At 69.7% G+C, this 13,986-nt stretch carries 16 protein-coding genes and 2 pseudogenes; 9 read left to right on the top strand and 9 right to left on the bottom strand.

What is annotated here, in order from left to right:
- Positions 1-248 precede the first annotated feature (248 nt).
- A pseudogene (locus ACIRDU_RS16110) lies at positions 249-401 on the top strand (IS5/IS1182 family transposase); the annotation flags it as partial.
- A 68-nt stretch (positions 402-469) separates the two neighbouring features.
- On the opposite strand, the gene ACIRDU_RS16105 reads toward ACIRDU_RS16110, so the two are convergent.
- On the bottom strand, positions 470-949 hold the full coding sequence (locus tag ACIRDU_RS16105; protein ID WP_403579478.1) for an Lrp/AsnC family transcriptional regulator: 480 nt from the start codon (positions 947-949) through the stop codon (positions 470-472).
- A 289-nt stretch (positions 950-1,238) separates the two neighbouring features.
- On the opposite strand from ACIRDU_RS16105, the gene ACIRDU_RS16100 reads away from it, so the two are divergent.
- A complete protein-coding gene (locus ACIRDU_RS16100) occupies positions 1,239-1,907 on the top strand; it encodes a haloacid dehalogenase type II (RefSeq protein WP_403579475.1) in 669 nt (222 codons plus the stop codon).
- Positions 1,908-1,951: 44 nt separating this feature from the next.
- A complete protein-coding gene (locus ACIRDU_RS16095) occupies positions 1,952-2,998 on the top strand; it encodes a threonine/serine dehydratase (RefSeq protein ID WP_403579473.1) in 1,047 nt (348 codons plus the stop codon).
- A gap of 114 nt (positions 2,999-3,112) precedes the next feature.
- On the opposite strand, the pseudogene ACIRDU_RS16090 reads toward ACIRDU_RS16095, so the two are convergent.
- The 3 genes and pseudogenes from ACIRDU_RS16090 to ACIRDU_RS16080 all read right to left on the bottom strand — a co-directional run.
- Positions 3,113-3,211: pseudogene (locus ACIRDU_RS16090) on the bottom strand (IS5/IS1182 family transposase); the annotation flags it as partial.
- 210 nt (positions 3,212-3,421) lie between these two features.
- Positions 3,422-4,138, bottom strand: a complete 717-nt coding sequence (gene msrA, locus ACIRDU_RS16085) for a peptide-methionine (S)-S-oxide reductase MsrA (protein ID WP_403579471.1) — start codon at positions 4,136-4,138, stop codon at positions 3,422-3,424.
- A gap of 80 nt (positions 4,139-4,218) precedes the next feature.
- Positions 4,219-5,340: a hypothetical protein gene (locus ACIRDU_RS16080; RefSeq protein WP_403579469.1), complete on the bottom strand. Its 1,122-nt coding sequence runs from the start codon at positions 5,338-5,340 to the stop codon at positions 4,219-4,221.
- Positions 5,341-5,470: 130 nt separating this feature from the next.
- Here ACIRDU_RS16080 and ACIRDU_RS16075 point away from each other — a divergent pair, with 130 nt between their 5' ends.
- Positions 5,471-6,625, top strand: a complete 1,155-nt coding sequence (locus ACIRDU_RS16075) for a cystathionine gamma-synthase (RefSeq protein WP_403579466.1) — start codon at positions 5,471-5,473, stop codon at positions 6,623-6,625.
- Between the two features lie 13 nt (positions 6,626-6,638).
- Here the strand turns inward: ACIRDU_RS16075 and ACIRDU_RS16070 are convergent, their stop codons facing one another.
- From ACIRDU_RS16070 to ACIRDU_RS16060, 3 genes are all read right to left on the bottom strand, one after another.
- Positions 6,639-6,887, bottom strand: a complete 249-nt coding sequence (locus ACIRDU_RS16070; RefSeq protein WP_403579464.1) for a hypothetical protein — start codon at positions 6,885-6,887, stop codon at positions 6,639-6,641.
- A 40-nt stretch (positions 6,888-6,927) separates the two neighbouring features.
- On the bottom strand, positions 6,928-7,431 hold the full coding sequence (locus ACIRDU_RS16065; protein ID WP_403579461.1) for a sigma factor-like helix-turn-helix DNA-binding protein: 504 nt from the start codon (positions 7,429-7,431) through the stop codon (positions 6,928-6,930).
- Positions 7,432-7,572: 141 nt separating this feature from the next.
- Positions 7,573-8,079 carry a MarR family winged helix-turn-helix transcriptional regulator gene (locus ACIRDU_RS16060; RefSeq protein ID WP_403580604.1) on the bottom strand — a complete coding sequence of 169 codons (507 nt, stop codon included), beginning with the start codon at positions 8,077-8,079 and terminating at the stop codon, positions 7,573-7,575.
- Positions 8,080-8,242: 163 nt separating this feature from the next.
- On the opposite strand from ACIRDU_RS16060, the gene ilvA reads away from it, so the two are divergent.
- From ilvA to ACIRDU_RS16045, 3 genes are all read left to right on the top strand, one after another.
- Positions 8,243-9,472 (top strand): threonine ammonia-lyase, encoded by a 1,230-nt coding sequence (gene ilvA / locus ACIRDU_RS16055; protein ID WP_403579459.1) that lies wholly within the window; start codon positions 8,243-8,245, stop codon positions 9,470-9,472.
- A 151-nt stretch (positions 9,473-9,623) separates the two neighbouring features.
- Positions 9,624-10,601: an ATP-binding cassette domain-containing protein gene (locus ACIRDU_RS16050; RefSeq protein ID WP_403579456.1), complete on the top strand. Its 978-nt coding sequence runs from the start codon at positions 9,624-9,626 to the stop codon at positions 10,599-10,601.
- Positions 10,598-11,455: an ABC transporter permease gene (locus ACIRDU_RS16045; RefSeq protein WP_403579454.1), complete on the top strand. Its 858-nt coding sequence runs from the start codon at positions 10,598-10,600 to the stop codon at positions 11,453-11,455. Before ACIRDU_RS16050 ends, ACIRDU_RS16045 begins: the two co-directional genes overlap by 4 nt.
- Positions 11,456-11,513: 58 nt before the next feature.
- Here ACIRDU_RS16045 and greA read toward each other — a convergent pair whose 3' ends face one another.
- Both greA and ACIRDU_RS16035 read right to left on the bottom strand, forming a co-directional pair.
- Complete coding sequence (greA, locus tag ACIRDU_RS16040; protein ID WP_363118396.1) at positions 11,514-12,011, bottom strand: transcription elongation factor GreA; 498 nt, start codon at positions 12,009-12,011, stop codon at positions 11,514-11,516.
- 179 nt (positions 12,012-12,190) lie between these two features.
- The gene (locus ACIRDU_RS16035) at positions 12,191-12,589 is read right to left on the bottom strand and encodes a DUF4307 domain-containing protein (RefSeq protein WP_403579452.1); all 399 of its coding nucleotides are present in this window, start codon (positions 12,587-12,589) and stop codon (positions 12,191-12,193) included.
- A gap of 147 nt (positions 12,590-12,736) precedes the next feature.
- On the opposite strand from ACIRDU_RS16035, the gene mca reads away from it, so the two are divergent.
- The gene (mca, locus tag ACIRDU_RS16030) at positions 12,737-13,618 is read left to right on the top strand and encodes a mycothiol conjugate amidase Mca (protein WP_403579450.1); all 882 of its coding nucleotides are present in this window, start codon (positions 12,737-12,739) and stop codon (positions 13,616-13,618) included.
- Positions 13,611-13,910 carry a hypothetical protein gene (locus ACIRDU_RS16025; RefSeq protein WP_403579448.1) on the top strand — a complete coding sequence of 100 codons (300 nt, stop codon included), beginning with the start codon at positions 13,611-13,613 and terminating at the stop codon, positions 13,908-13,910. The genes mca and ACIRDU_RS16025 overlap by 8 nt, the downstream gene beginning before the upstream one ends.
- Positions 13,911-13,986: the final 76 nt, after the last annotated feature.

The raw sequence follows: 13,986 nt of genomic DNA, 5'->3' as shown, positions 1-13,986 counted from the left end.
GCAACCTGCTGGTCAGCTATAGAGTGCCGCAGAATCAGCTGAGTGTGCATCTAGCAGGGGGATGGGGACGCCGGCATGGCCTTGCTTCCTGAGGCGGATGATGTGACGTCTGACGCGGGAGTCGGCTTGCGCCTGTCTCATTCCAGGACGCCCGTACCTGTTCCGTGCTTCCACGAGTCTGTTCCGTGCTTCCACGAGGCACGACACACGCCCGGGCGCACGCCCCCGACCGGCGGTACGTCCAGGACATGGCCGACCGTCGCGCGTATCCGAGTGATCTGTCCGATGCCCGCTGGGAGTTGATTGAGCCGGTCCTGTCCGCGTGGCGCTTCGAGCGCCGCGGCCGGGCCCTGGACTTCGGTCGGCCGCCCGAGCATGACCTGCGCGAGATCATGGACGCGCAGCGGCGCAACGAGCAGGTCCCCGTCGACGGTTCCCGCGGCCGAGTCCCACGCGTGAAGCGGGAAGGTCAGCGCTTCGGGTGCGGCAACAGCCACGACCGTCGTGGGGTCTCGTTGAGCACCAGGAAGGTGCGGATTCCGGCGATGCCGGAGACACGGCGCAGATCGTTCTCCACGAACGCGCGCAGGTGGTCCGCGTCGCGGAACCTGGCCAACATGATCATGTCGAACTCGCCCGCCAGGTCTGCGGCGAACTCCACTTCAGGCATCTCGTCAAACTTGGATGCGAAGTCCGACCACCGCCAGAACTTCTCCGTGCTCGCCCGCAAGAGCATGACTGCAGCGAGGGATAGACCGACGCCGTGGGGGTCGACAGACACGGTGAGGCTCTGAATGACACCGGCGTCGCGGAGCTGTGCCAAACGCGCATAGGCAGTGCCTCGCGACACTCTCGCTGCCTTGCACAAGTCGGCGATGGGAGCCCGTGCGTCGGCTTGGAGAGCGCCGAGCAGCGCCAGATCGATGTCATCGACGGCAACCTTCGGCACGGTTTCCTCCTTGAGCTCAAACCATGCGCAACGCTCCTGATGCTACCGAACGCGCCATTAGACGATTCTGACTCGAGACGGTCAGGTTGAGCCGATCTGTTCAAGTCGGAAGCCTCATGAGGCGGGTTTGTTCAAGTAGTGGCTGTCCTTCTGGATCGTTCTGGACGGCGCGAAGTAGCTTCCTCGCACAGATGGCGTGGCCGCATCACCCAACGGAGCGTGGCTCCGACGCGCGCCACCTGACGCCTTCCGGCCGCACGTGCGGTCGTACCCGAGAGGAGAACCACCGATGATCGACTTCGAGCCGAAGTACATCACCTTCGACATGCACGGCACGCTGATCCGCTGGCACATCGCATCCATGACCCGCGATCTGCTCGCGGACGTCGTACCGGCCGACCAGATGGACGACTTCGTCGAGAGCTTCAAGTGGCAGCGCCTCGACGAGATCTTGGGGCCCTGGAAGCCCTTCCCCGACGTGATCCACGATTCGCTCCGCAAGACCTTGGAGCGGTTCAACCTGCCCTACCGCAGGGACGACAGTCAGGCGATCGTCGACGCCGTCCCAACCTGGGGGCCCTACCCGGAGGTGCCGGAGGCGCTGCAGCGGTTGGCGACACGCTATCCGCTGGTGATCTTGACCAACGCGGCCGACGACCAGGTGATGCGCAACGTCGAGAAGCTGGAAGCGCCGTTCCACGCGGTCTTCACCGCCGAGCAGGCGCAGGCGTACAAGCCCCGCTACCAGGCGTTCGAGTACATGTTCAACCAGCTCGGCTGCCGTCCTCAGGACGTCCTGCATGTCTCCGGCAGCCCGCGTCACGACCTGATGGTCGCCACCGACCTGGGCATCAAGCACAAGGTCTTCGTCAACCGCGGATACGAGCTCGGCACGCCCGGTTATGGCTACTACGAGGTCAACCTTCTCTCGCAGGTCCCTCCGCTGCTCGGCCTCTGACCCGCACTGTCCCCGTCCTGACCGCACGCTTTCCAGGAGCAGCAATGAAGTTCACGCCGGATACCCCGCGTTCTGACCTACAGGTGAGCGACATGGACAGCGTTGGTACGGCGGAGACGAACCTCATCACACCGAGCGATCTCCACGTGGCGCAGGTGCGGATCGGCACGACCTGCCTTCGGACGCCGGTACTGCGGCTGCCCCATCCGGCGGGGGCTGGTTCTGTGTGGGTGAAGGCTGAGTCCCTTCAACGGACCGGTTCGTTCAAGCTCCGCGGGGCTGCTAACGCCGTGGCGGCGCTCGGTGAGGTCGGGGGCGCGCGGGGTGTGGTGACCTATTCGGCCGGCAACCACGGCCGTGCCCTGGCCTACGCGGCTCGGAGGGCCGACATCGCGGCGACGGTCGTGATGCCCCAGACGGCTCCCCAATACAAGATCGACGCCACCCGGGCCCTGGGCGCGACGGTGGTGCTCCGGGCGCCGGACGAGATCGTGCCGCATGCCCACTACCTGGCCGACGTCCGCGGCCTGACCGTGGTGCCCCCGTTCGACGATCCTCGCATCATCGCCGGGCAGGGCACCGTCGGGCTTGAGCTGCTCGAGCAGGTCGACGACATCGACACGATGCTGGTACCGGTCGGCGGCGGCGGACTGATGGCCGGCGTGGCCGCCGCAATCAAGAACCAGCGACCAGGCGCGCGGGTGGTGGCGGTCGAACCCGAGCTCGCCGCGGACCTCGCCGAGGGCTTCGCCACCGGGAAGCGGACCGTCTGGTCACGAGAGCTGACCGGACGCACGATCGCCGACGGGCTCCGTTCCGCCGCGGTCGGCGAGCTGACCTGGGCTCACATCACAGCCCTGGTCGACGACGTGGTCACGGTCTCCGAGGAGGCCATCGTCTCAGCGATGCGATGGCTGGCGGAGTGCGGGAAGCTCGTGGTCGAACCCAGCGGAGCCGTTGCGGCAGCGGCCATCCTCGAGCACACCCACCGACTGGGTCGCGGAAACATCGCTGCAATCGCGACTGGCGGAAACATCGATCTCCGCGACTTCGCCGCACTGGTAACCGCCACCCCGACGCCTGCCGTCTGATCCACGCGGGCGTGTAGCCAGGAGCTGTTTCGACCCCGCGCACGCGACACGGAGTGCGCGGAGCACCGACGAAAGGGTCGCCTCATGCTCGGGCGGCCGACCGAAGTCCAGGGCCCGGCCGCGGCGCTCGAAGCGCCACGCGGACAGGACCGGCTCAATCAACTCCCAGCGGGCATCGGACAGATCACTCGGATACGCGCGACGGTCGGCCATGTCCTGGACGTACCGCCGGTCGGGGGCGTGCGCCCGGGCGCGTGTCGTGCCTCGTGGAAGCACGGAACAGACTCGTGGAAGCACGGAACAGGTACGGGCGTCCTGGAATGAGACAGGCGCAAGCCGACTCCCGCGTCAGACGTCACATCATCCGCCTCAGGAAGCAAGGCCATGCCGACGGCCCCATCAGCACCACTTCCCTTGGGCGGGCTACTGCTCCGTGGCTTCCGGCGCTGGCGCGACGCCGGTCGGGCAAGAGGCCCCCCAGTTCGTCTCGAACGGGGTACTTAGCTTGACCCCCGTCCCGCCGATGCCGCAGTAGCCCGCGGGGTTCTTGTCCAGGTACTGCTGGTGGTAGCCCTCCGCCGGGTAGAAGGGGCGGCCCTGGGCCGTGACGATCTCCGTGGTGATGCCGCCGTGGCCGGACGACGTCAGGACCTTCTGGTACGCCTCGCGGGAGGACTTGGCGGTGGCCTCCTGCTCGGGGGTGTGGGTGTAGATCGCCGAGCGGTACTGCGTGCCCACGTCGTTGCCCTGCCGGAAGCCCTGTGTGGGGTCGTGGGACTCCCAGAACGTCTTCAGCAGGCGCTCGTACGAGATCCGCTCCGGGTCGAAGACCACCCGCACGACCTCCGTGTGGCCGGTCAGGCCCGAGCAGACCTCCTCGTACGTGGGGTTCTCCGTGTGGCCGCCCTGGTAGCCGACGAGGGTCGTCCACACACCGGCCGGGAGCTGCCAGAACGTGCGCTCGGCGCCCCAGAAGCAGCCCAGGCCGAAGTCGGCGGTCTCCAGGCCCTCGGGGTAGGGGCCGAGCAGCGGGTTGCCGAGGACGGTGTGGCGGTCGGGGACCGTGAACGCCGGCTCCGGGCGGCCGGTCAGCGCCTGCTCGGGAGTCGGCAGCTGGGGCGTACGGCTGTGCAGGAACATGCGGTCTCCAATCGGGGCGACGCCCTGCTCAACGTGCCGGGACCGTCCGGAAATTCCGGTGGCCCCGGCACGGGCGGGCGTCAGTGCGGCAGGCTCGCCGGGCTGCCGCCGTTCGCCTCGTAGCCCGCCACCGCCAGCGCCCGGTACACCGCGAACTCAGCCGCCGGGTCGGCGGACAGGGTCCAGGGCAGGGCGCCCACATGGCCGTCGATGTGTATCAGCTGGTTCATGGCCTCCGACCAGCGCTCACCACGGACCAGGAAGAACACCAGCATGTGCCGCACATGGGCGAGCATCGGGTCGTCGGGGCGGGCCGAGTGCACCGCGTGCAGCGCGCCGTGGACCGCCTTCGTGACGACCTCGCTCTGCCAGAAGTTCGCGACCAGGGTCACCTCCGGGAGGTGCTCGAACACCGCGAAGAGGGGCATCGCCGACAGGAGGGAGCCCTGCGGTGCGCGGGCCGCCGCGGCCTCGGCGAACGCGTACGCCTCGGCACGCGTGCCGTGCCACTTCTCGCACCAGTAGTGCAGCGCGGCCAGGTGCGCCCCCATGTGGGCCGGGGCGCGGTCCAGGATCCTCAGCCAGATCTGCTCGAAGTCCTTCTGGGAGTAGCCGAGGCCGCGGGCCACCGACAGCTCCACGATGTACGGGATCGGGTCACCGGGGGCGAGGAGCGCCGCCTCGCCGCACGCCGTCCTCGCCTCCTCCATGATGATCCGGAATTCGTCCGTCCCCGGTGTCGCCGTCCGCCACGCCTGCTGCACCAGGAACTCGGCGTGCACCGCGGCACCGCCCGCGTCCTTGGGCGCCTCGGCCCGCCACACCCGCAGCCACTGCCCACCCGGCGCCTCGCTCACCCCGCCGGGGCGCTGCGAGAGCTCCAGCGAGGCAGCGCCCGCGAAGGCCTGCACGCGCTGCCAGCGCCGCTCGCCCTCCGTCTCGGTGCCCGCCAGGAGCTGTTGCGCCGCGCGGTGGTCCTGCGTGCGCTGCACCACGTCCAGGACGTCCAGCAGGTCCTGATCGGGGCCGGGCATGCGGATGTCGAGCTCCTCCTCGAGGACGAAGCCGTAGTTCGCCGGGTCCGCCGCGTCCGGGTGGTCGGGCGAGACCAGCCCTATCGCACCACCGCGCCTGCGCCGCAGGAAGGGGAGCAGCACGAAGCCCAGCATGACCAGCGCGATCAGGACCCAGAGAATCTCCATGCAACAAGCGAACCAGACGGCGCCGACAATTGGCCAACCTGCTCCCGAAACCTGTGGAAAACCCCGCGTCGCCCCGTCCTGCGCCCCGTCCCCCGGCACTCTTCGCGTCGGCGCACTACCCTCGGTGCTCATGAGCGACAGGCACATCAGTCAGCACTTCGAGACGCTCGCGATCCACGCGGGCAACACCGCCGACCCCCTGACGGGCGCGGTCGTCCCGCCGATCTACCAGGTCTCCACCTACAAGCAGGACGGTGTCGGCGGGCTGCGCGGCGGCTACGAGTACAGCCGCAGCGCCAATCCCACCAGGACCGCGCTGGAGGAGAACCTCGCCGCCCTGGAGGGCGGCCGCCGCGGTCTCGCGTTCGCGTCCGGGCTGGCGGCCGAGGACTGCCTGCTGCGTACGCTGCTCAGCCCGGGCGACCATGTGGTCATCCCGAACGACGCGTACGGCGGCACGTTCCGCCTGTTCGCCAAGGTCGTCGCGCGCTGGGGCGTGGAGTGGTCGGTCGCCGACACCAGCGATCCGGCCGCCGTGCGGGCCGCCGTCACCCCGAAGACCAAGGTCGTCTGGGTGGAGACCCCCTCCAACCCCCTCCTCGGCATCACCGACATCGCCGCCGTCGCCCAGGTCGCCCGGGACGCGGGCGCCCGCCTCGTCGTCGACAACACCTTCGCCACGCCCTACCTCCAGCAGCCGCTGTCGCTGGGCGCGGACGTCGTCGTGCACTCGCTGACCAAGTACATGGGCGGTCACTCCGACGTCGTCGGCGGCGCCCTGATCACCGGCGACGACGGCCTGGGCGAGGAACTGGCCTTCCACCAGAACGCGATGGGAGCGGTGGCCGGACCCTTCGACTCCTGGCTGGTGCTGCGCGGCACCAAGACGCTCTCCGTGCGCATGGACCGGCACAGCGAGAACGCCGTCAAGGTCGCCGACATGCTCACCCGGCACGCGCGCGTGAGCAGCGTGCTGTACCCGGGCCTGCCGGAGCACCCCGGTCACGAGGTCGCCGCCAAGCAGATGAAGTCGTTCGGCGGCATGGTCTCCTTCCGTGTCGAGGGCGGCGAGGAAGCGGCCGTCGAGGTCTGCAACCGCGCCAGGATCTTCACGCTGGGCGAGTCCCTGGGCGGCGTCGAGTCGCTGATCGAGCACCCCGGCCGTATGACGCACGCCTCCGTGGCCGGTTCGGCCCTGGAGGTCCCGGCCGACCTGGTGCGTCTGTCCGTGGGCATCGAGAACGCCGACGACCTCCTGGAGGACCTCCAGCAGGCGCTGGGCTAGCAGGCCCTCGCGATCACCAGCCGGTGAGGGGTGGAGTCGTGTCGGACGGCGGCTCCACCCACGGGCGCGCCGTCAGCGCCCACACCGTGAACGCCACGGCGGCGGCGAAGAGCAGCAGCCACATCATGCGGCGGGTGAGCGCCCTGCGCCGCAGCATGCGGCCGCCGCGGCGCACCGCCTCCGTGTGGATCTCGGGCGGCAGGGGACGCGGCGCCTGCTCCAGGAGCCGCCGTACGGCCGCGTCGCGGTCGTTCCCGCTCATGGCGTCCTCCGGTCGCCGGCCGGGCTCAGGACGGCCCGGCTCATGACGGCACCGCCTTCGCTGCCGTCACCGCGGGCGCCTGGCCGAGCGGCCGGTGCAGCAGGGTCGAGGTCGCCCGGTGGCAGATCGCGCGTACGCGCTCCGGGGACAGGCCGAGCAGGGCCGCGGTCTGCTCCTCGGCGACGCCCTCGTGGAGCCTGAGCACCAGGATCAGCCGTTCCCGGGGCGTCAGTGGGGCCGTGGGGCTCGCGGGGTGCGGCCGGGAGCGGCCGAGTCCGCCGTAGTGGTGCCACGCGCCGCGCGCGAACCGGGTGGCCAGGTGGGCGCGGGTGCGGTCGTAGGGGTCCCCGCCGCGCAGCCGGTCCCAGCGCGCGTACGTGTGTGCCAGTGACAGGGTCAGCAGGCGCCGCGCGCGGGGGTTGTCGTCCGGGGCCTCCGCGGTGAGCAGCGTGGCGGCGTGCAGCAGCCGTCCGCCCGCGCCCGCGACGAACGCCTCGAACTCCCGGGCGCGACGGGCGGCCCGGGACCCATGCGCTTCCAGCACCGCGCCTCCCGCCTGACGGCGACCCTGAGGATGCGGGCCCCGGCCGCGCACGACGGGGACCCGGTCTCATATCAGGCCAGGGACGGCCCCGGGGTCAAGAGCCGCGCACGGCCTGGGCGGCGCCCCGCACGCGTGGGGCGTTCAGGTCGTCGACTGCGCCTCCGGCCCCGGCATCCCCTGCGCCGCCATCCGGGAGGACAGCGCGGTGTTGAAGCGCGTGAGGAGGTCGCAGAACGCCTCGCGCTCCTCCGGTTCCCAGTCGTGGGTCAGCTCGGCCATCAACTGCCGCCGCGAGGAGCGCACTTCCTCCAGGCGGGCCTGCCCGCGCGGGGAGAGCTGGAGCACCACCGCGCGCCCGTCCTCGGGGTGGGAGGTGCGCTTGACCAGGCCGGTGTCGACGAGCGGAGCCACCTGCCGGGTGACCGTCGACGAGTCGATCCCCATGCTCGCGGCGAGCGCCTTGACGCCCATCGGGCCTTCCTTGTCGAGGCGGTTGAGCAGCAGGTACGCGGCACGGTCCATGGAGTTGCGCACCTGCCCCACGCCGCCGAGCCGGGTCTGCTCGGCACGGCGGGCGAACAGCGCCACCTCGTGCTGCAACGTGTCGAGAAGACCGGTGTCACCGACGGTCGTCATGTCCATCGACATTTCAGGTGTTGTGGGCATGGCCGGGGGCTCACTTCGTGGAGGGCTGGCAGATTGGGGGACAGGGTACGCGGCCGGAAGGCAGGCCGTACCGGCGCTGCGCAAAGCGGGTCTCGGAGGTTGGTCACAACGGTCGTTCCCGCCTGTGAACTGCGATGCTGGAGTCATGAGCTACAGCACCGCTGACTCCTTTCGGCCCGTCACCCTCGACGACGTGCGCGGCGCGCAGAAGATGCTCTCGGGTGTGGCGCGGGTGACCGCGATGGAGAGCAGCAGGCACCTGTCCCAGACGGTCGGTGCGCCGGTACATCTCAAGTGCGAGAACCTCCAGCGGACGGGCTCGTTCAAGCTGCGCGGCGCCTACGTCCGGATCGCCGGTCTGCTGCCCGAGGAGCGCGCCGCCGGGGTCGTCGCCGCGAGCGCCGGCAACCACGCGCAGGGCGTCGCCCTGGCGTCCTCCCTGCTCGGTGTGCGTTCCACGGTGTTCATGCCGAAGGGCGCCCCGCTGCCCAAGGTCAGCGCCACCCGGGAGTACGGGGCCGAGGTGCGGCTGCACGGCCAGGTGGTCGACGAGACGCTGGCCGCCGCCCAGGAGTACGCGGCCGAGACGGGCGCGGTGTTCATCCACCCCTTCGACCACCCCGACATCATCGCGGGCCAGGGAACGGTGGGCCTGGAGATCCTGGAGCAGTGCCCCGAGGTGCGCACGATCCTGGTCGGTGTCGGCGGGGGCGGACTGGCCGCAGGGATCGCGGTGGCGGTGAAGTCCGTGCGGCCGGACGTGCGGATCGTGGGTGTCCAGGCGGCGGGCGCGGCGGCCTACCCGCCCTCGCTGGCGGCGGGCCGGCCGGTGACGTTCGAGAACCCGGCGACGATGGCCGACGGCATCAAGGTCGGGCGGCCCGGCGACGTGCCGTTCGGGATCGTCGGCGAGCTGGTCGACGAGGTGCGCACGGTCAGCGAGGACGAACTGTCCGCCGCGCTGCTGCTGTGCCTGGAGCGGGCCAAGCTGGTCGTGGAGCCGGCCGGGGCCAGCCCGGTCGCGGCGCTGCTGAGCGAGCCCGGCGCCTTCGAGGGCCCGGTCGTCGCGGTGCTCTCCGGCGGCAACGTCGATCCGGTGCTGATGGAGCGGGTGCTGCGGCACGGCATGGCCGCGCAGGGCCGCTATCTGGCGGTCCGGCTGCGGCTGACGGACCGGCCCGGTGCTCTCGCCACTCTTCTGGGCGCGCTGTCAGTGGTCGACGCTAACGTCCTCGATGTGAGCCATGTGCGGACCGACCCACGGCTCGGGCTCACGGAGGCGGAGGTCGAGCTGCACCTGGAGACGAAGGGCCCGGCGCACTGCGCCGAGGTGGGTCAGGCGCTGCGCGAGGCGGGCTACACGGTCATCGGCTGACCCGGCCGCCGAGCCGGTCGAAGATCGTTTCGTCTCACGGAGAGCAACGGGGGAAAACTCGTTGTGAGACGCGATACATCGCGTTATGGTGTGTCGGTGAGAAGTCCAGCCGGATCTGTGTCCGGTCATCTACGAAGACGTGGAGACTCATATGCCAGGCGCCATCTACGCCGAAGGTCTGGTCAAGACCTTCGGTGACGTAAAGGCCTTGGACGGCGTCGACCTCGACGTGCCCGAGGGCACGGTCCTCGGCCTGCTCGGGCCGAACGGCGCGGGCAAGACGACCACCGTCCGCTGCCTGACCACCCTGCTGCGGCCCGACAGCGGACGCGCGGTCGTCGCGGGCATCGACGTACTCAAGCAGCCCGACGCCGTCCGCCGCTCGATCGGCCTGTCCGGCCAGTTCGCGGCCGTCGACGAATACCTGACCGGCCGGGAGAACCTCCAGATGGTGGGCCAGCTCTACCAGATGCGGGCGAAAGCGGCGAAGGAGCGCGCGGCCGAACTGCTGGAGCAGTTCCACCTCGCGGACGCCGCCGACCGCCCCACCAAGACCTACTCGGGCGGCATGCGCCGCCGCCTCGACCTCGCGGCGGCCCTGGTCGTCTCACCGCCCGTGATGTTCATGGACGAGCCGACGACCGGCCTCGACCCCCGCAACCGCCAGCAGCTGTGGGAGGTCATCAAGCACCTGGTCTCCGGCGGCACCACGCTGCTGCTCACCACGCAGTACCTGGAGGAGGCCGACCACCTGGCGCACGACATCGCGGTGGTGGACCACGGAAAGGTCATCGCCCAGGGAACCTCCGACCAGCTCAAGGCCCGCACCGGCGGCGAGCGCGTCGAGGTCGTGGTGCACGAGCGCGAGCACATCCAGGCCGCCGCCGAGGTCCTCGCCGGCTTCGGCAAGGGCGAGACCACCGTCGAGGAGCACATGCGCAAGCTCACCGCGCCCGTCACCGGCGGCGCCAAGCTCCTCGCCGAGGTCATCCGCGAACTGGACACGCGGGGTATCGAGATCGACGACATCGGCCTGCGCAGGCCGACCCTCGACGACGTCTTCCTGTCCCTCACGGGACACGTGGCCGAGGCCAAGGACCAGGAGAAGGACAAGGAGGCCGCCCAGTGAGCGCCGTCACCGACACCGTGCGGGTCGCGCCGGCCGCGAACCCGGTCAGCCAGTCGATCCGGGACTCGATGGTCGTCGCCAAGCGCAACCTGATCCGCATGTCCCGGATCCCCGAGATGATCATCTACGGCCTGATCCAGCCGATCATGTTCGTGGTGCTGTTCACCTACGTCTTCGGCGGATCCATGCAGATCGGTGACAGCACCAGCGCCGCCGACTACAAGAACTTCCTGATGGCGGGCATCTTCGCGCAGACCGTCACCTTCGCCACCGCCAGCTCCGGCGCCGGCATCGCCGACGACATGCACAAGGGCCTCATCGACCGCTTCCGCTCCCTGCCCATGGCACGCGGCGCGGTGCTCACCGGCCGCACCCTCGCCGACTCGGTGCAGACGGCCCTGACCCTGGTGGTCCTCGCCGTGGTCGCCCTGCTGGTCGGCTGGCGCGTCGGATCGGACGGCAGCACCAACGCCGCCAAGGTCCTCGCCGCCTTCGGCCTGCTGCTCCTGCTCGGCTACGCGTTCACCTGGATCGGCGCCCTGATCGGCATGTCCGTGAAGACCCCCGAGGCGGCCACGTCCAGCGGCCTGATCTGGCTCTTCCCGGTCACCTTCATCTCCAACGCGTTCGTGGACACCAGCCACATGACCCCGTGGCTGCGCCACATCGCCGAGTGGAACCCCTTCAGCGCCACGGTCCAGGCCTGCCGCGTGCTGTTCGCCAGCCCGGGCCAGTCGCCGTCGGACGCCTGGCCCATGCAGCACCCCGTCTGGGCCTCGCTGATCTACTCGATCCTGATCCTGGTGGTGTTCCGGACGCTGGCGGTGCGCAAGTACCGGTCGGCGACGGCATGACAGTGCCCCCGGTGCCGCTGCGGCGCCGGGGGCAGATCAGGGCTCGGAAGGCTGCGGGTCAGCCCTCGTACGGCTCGGCCTTGAGGATCTTCACCAGGGCCTTCTTGCCGTTCGGCAGCTCGTACTCCGCGTCCTCGCCGACCTTGTGGCCGATCACGCCGGTGCCCAGCGGGGACTGCGGCGAGTACGTCTCGATGTCGGAGCTCGCGTACTCGCGCGAGGCGAGCAGGAACGTCAGCGTGTCGTCCTCGTCGCCGTCGAACGCGATCGTGACGACCATGCCGGGCGCCACCGCACCGTCCGCCGCGGGCGCCTCTCCGACCTTGGCGCTCTCCAGGAGCTGGGTGAGCTGGCGCACACGGAGCTCCTGCTTGCCCTGCTCCTCCTTGGCTGCGTGGTACCCGCCGTTCTCACGCAGGTCGCCCTCCTCGCGCGCCGCGGCGATCTTCGCGGAGATCTCCGCCCGCGCGGGACCAGTAAGGTACTCAAGCTCAGCCTTGAGCTTGTTGTACGCCTCCTGGGTCAGCCAGGTGACGTTCTCGCTGGTCTGGGTCACAGGTGCTCCTCGTAGGTACTGGGAATACAAAGCATCGCCCTACCCAGAAGAATGTTCCTTCACGGAAGGGCGAAACCACGAGCCTAACAATTTAGGGGCCCAAGGGGGAGGACATAAGCGACGACAATCACGTCAAGGCAGGTCAGGGGCTACGTATTCCCGATGATGCCCGGCTGTTGTCAGCCGGCGTGACAGCCGAGCAGCTCGGCCGTCGTCCCCGGGGAGGTCGTACGGAGCGTGACGACCTTGTCGATGCGGGTGCCGTCCCCGTCGAAGCGGAAGTCGGCCCGGCCCACCTCGGCCCCGTTCTCGGCCTGCGAGCGCACGGTGCAGTAGCCGTCGGTGCCGGCGTCCTTGCGGACCTCCAGATGCACCTGCACCGACTCCTTGCCCGGCTCGAAGCTGATCACCTCGGCGCTGATCTCGTTCTCGGCGACGTAGTGGTAGCCGAACCAGCCGACGAGCCCCAGCAGCGCCACCGCGAGGACTGCACCCACGACCTTGAGCGTGCGGTCGGCGCGCTCGTCCGAGGAACGGCCGTATCGGCCCTCGGGCAGTCGCGTGCTCGCCGTACTCATGATCGTCCTCCAGGCAGGGCCGGGACGAAGGTCCCGGAAGGGGCTCCAGGACCGGGTCCCGGAATTATTCGCCCCCCGATTCGGTCACTATAGAAGCCGCTGATTGCGCCGACGCACACCGGGCGCCGACTTACTGAGGATTGAGTCTTGACTGACCAGTTGCGACTGATGGCCGTTCACGCCCACCCCGACGACGAGTCGAGCAAGGGCGCCGCGACCATGGCGAAGTACGTGTCCGAGGGGGTGGACGTGCTGGTCGTGACCTGCACGGGCGGGGAACGCGGCTCCATCCTCAATCCGAAGCTCCAGGGCGACGCGTACATCGAGGAGCACATCCACGAGGTACGCAAGAAGGAGATGGACGAGGCCCGGGAGATCCTGGGCGTCAAGCAGGAATGGCTCGGCTTCGTCGACTCCGGCCTCCCCGAGGGCGACCCGCTGCCGCCGCTGCCGGAAGGCTGCTTCGCCCTGGAGGACGTGGACCACGCGGCCGGCGAGCTGGTGCGCAAGATCCGCGCCTTCCGCCCCCAGGTGATCACCACCTACGACGAGAACGGCGGCTACCCGCACCCCGACCACATCATGACCCACAAGATCTCGATGGTGGCGTTCGAGTCGGCGGCGGACACCGAGAAGTACCCGGAGGCCGAGTACGGCCCCGCCTACCAGCCGCAGAAGCTCTACTACAACCAGGGCTTCAACCGCCCGCGCACCGAGGCCCTGCACCAGGCGATGCTCGACCGCGGCCTGGAGTCCCCCTACGGGGACTGGCTCAAGCGCTGGGAGGAGTTCGGCATGAAGCAGCGCACCCTCACCACCCACATCCCGTGCGCCGACTTCTTCGAGATCCGCGACAAGGCGCTGATCGCCCACGCCACGCAGATCGACCCGGACGGCGGCTGGTTCAAGGTCCCGATGGAGATCCAGAAGGAGGTCTGGCCGACGGAGGAGTACGAGCTGGCGAAGGCCCTCGTCGATACCTCCCTCCCCGAGGACGACCTCTTCGCGGGCATCCGCGACAATGCCTGACATGAGCGCAAGCGCAAGCCTGGCAATGACGCACCTCGTCACCTTCGCCAAGGAGGTCGACGAGGACAAGGTCACCCCCGGCGTCCTCGGCTTCATCGTCTTCGCGGCGATGGCCCTGGCGGTGTGGGCCCTGATGAAGTCCATGAGCCGGCACATGAACCGGGTCGACTTCACCCAGGTCCCCGACCCGAAGGCCGAGCAGCCGGAACAGTCCCCGGCGGACCCGTCCGGCACGGACACGGAGGCCGCGCAAGCCGAGCCCTCCGGCCAGGGCGGCAAGAAGCAAGGCTGACGCCCCCACCCCAGGGGCGCCACCCGTCGGTGGCCCGCACCGAGCGCCGCCGACGGGTGCCGTGCGCATCAACGTG

Origin of the sequence: Streptomyces sp. NPDC093598 (assembly GCF_044764825.1) — a bacterium.
GTDB lineage: Bacteria > Actinomycetota > Actinomycetes > Streptomycetales > Streptomycetaceae > Streptomyces.
This window is presented reverse-complemented; position numbering and strand designations above follow the sequence as displayed.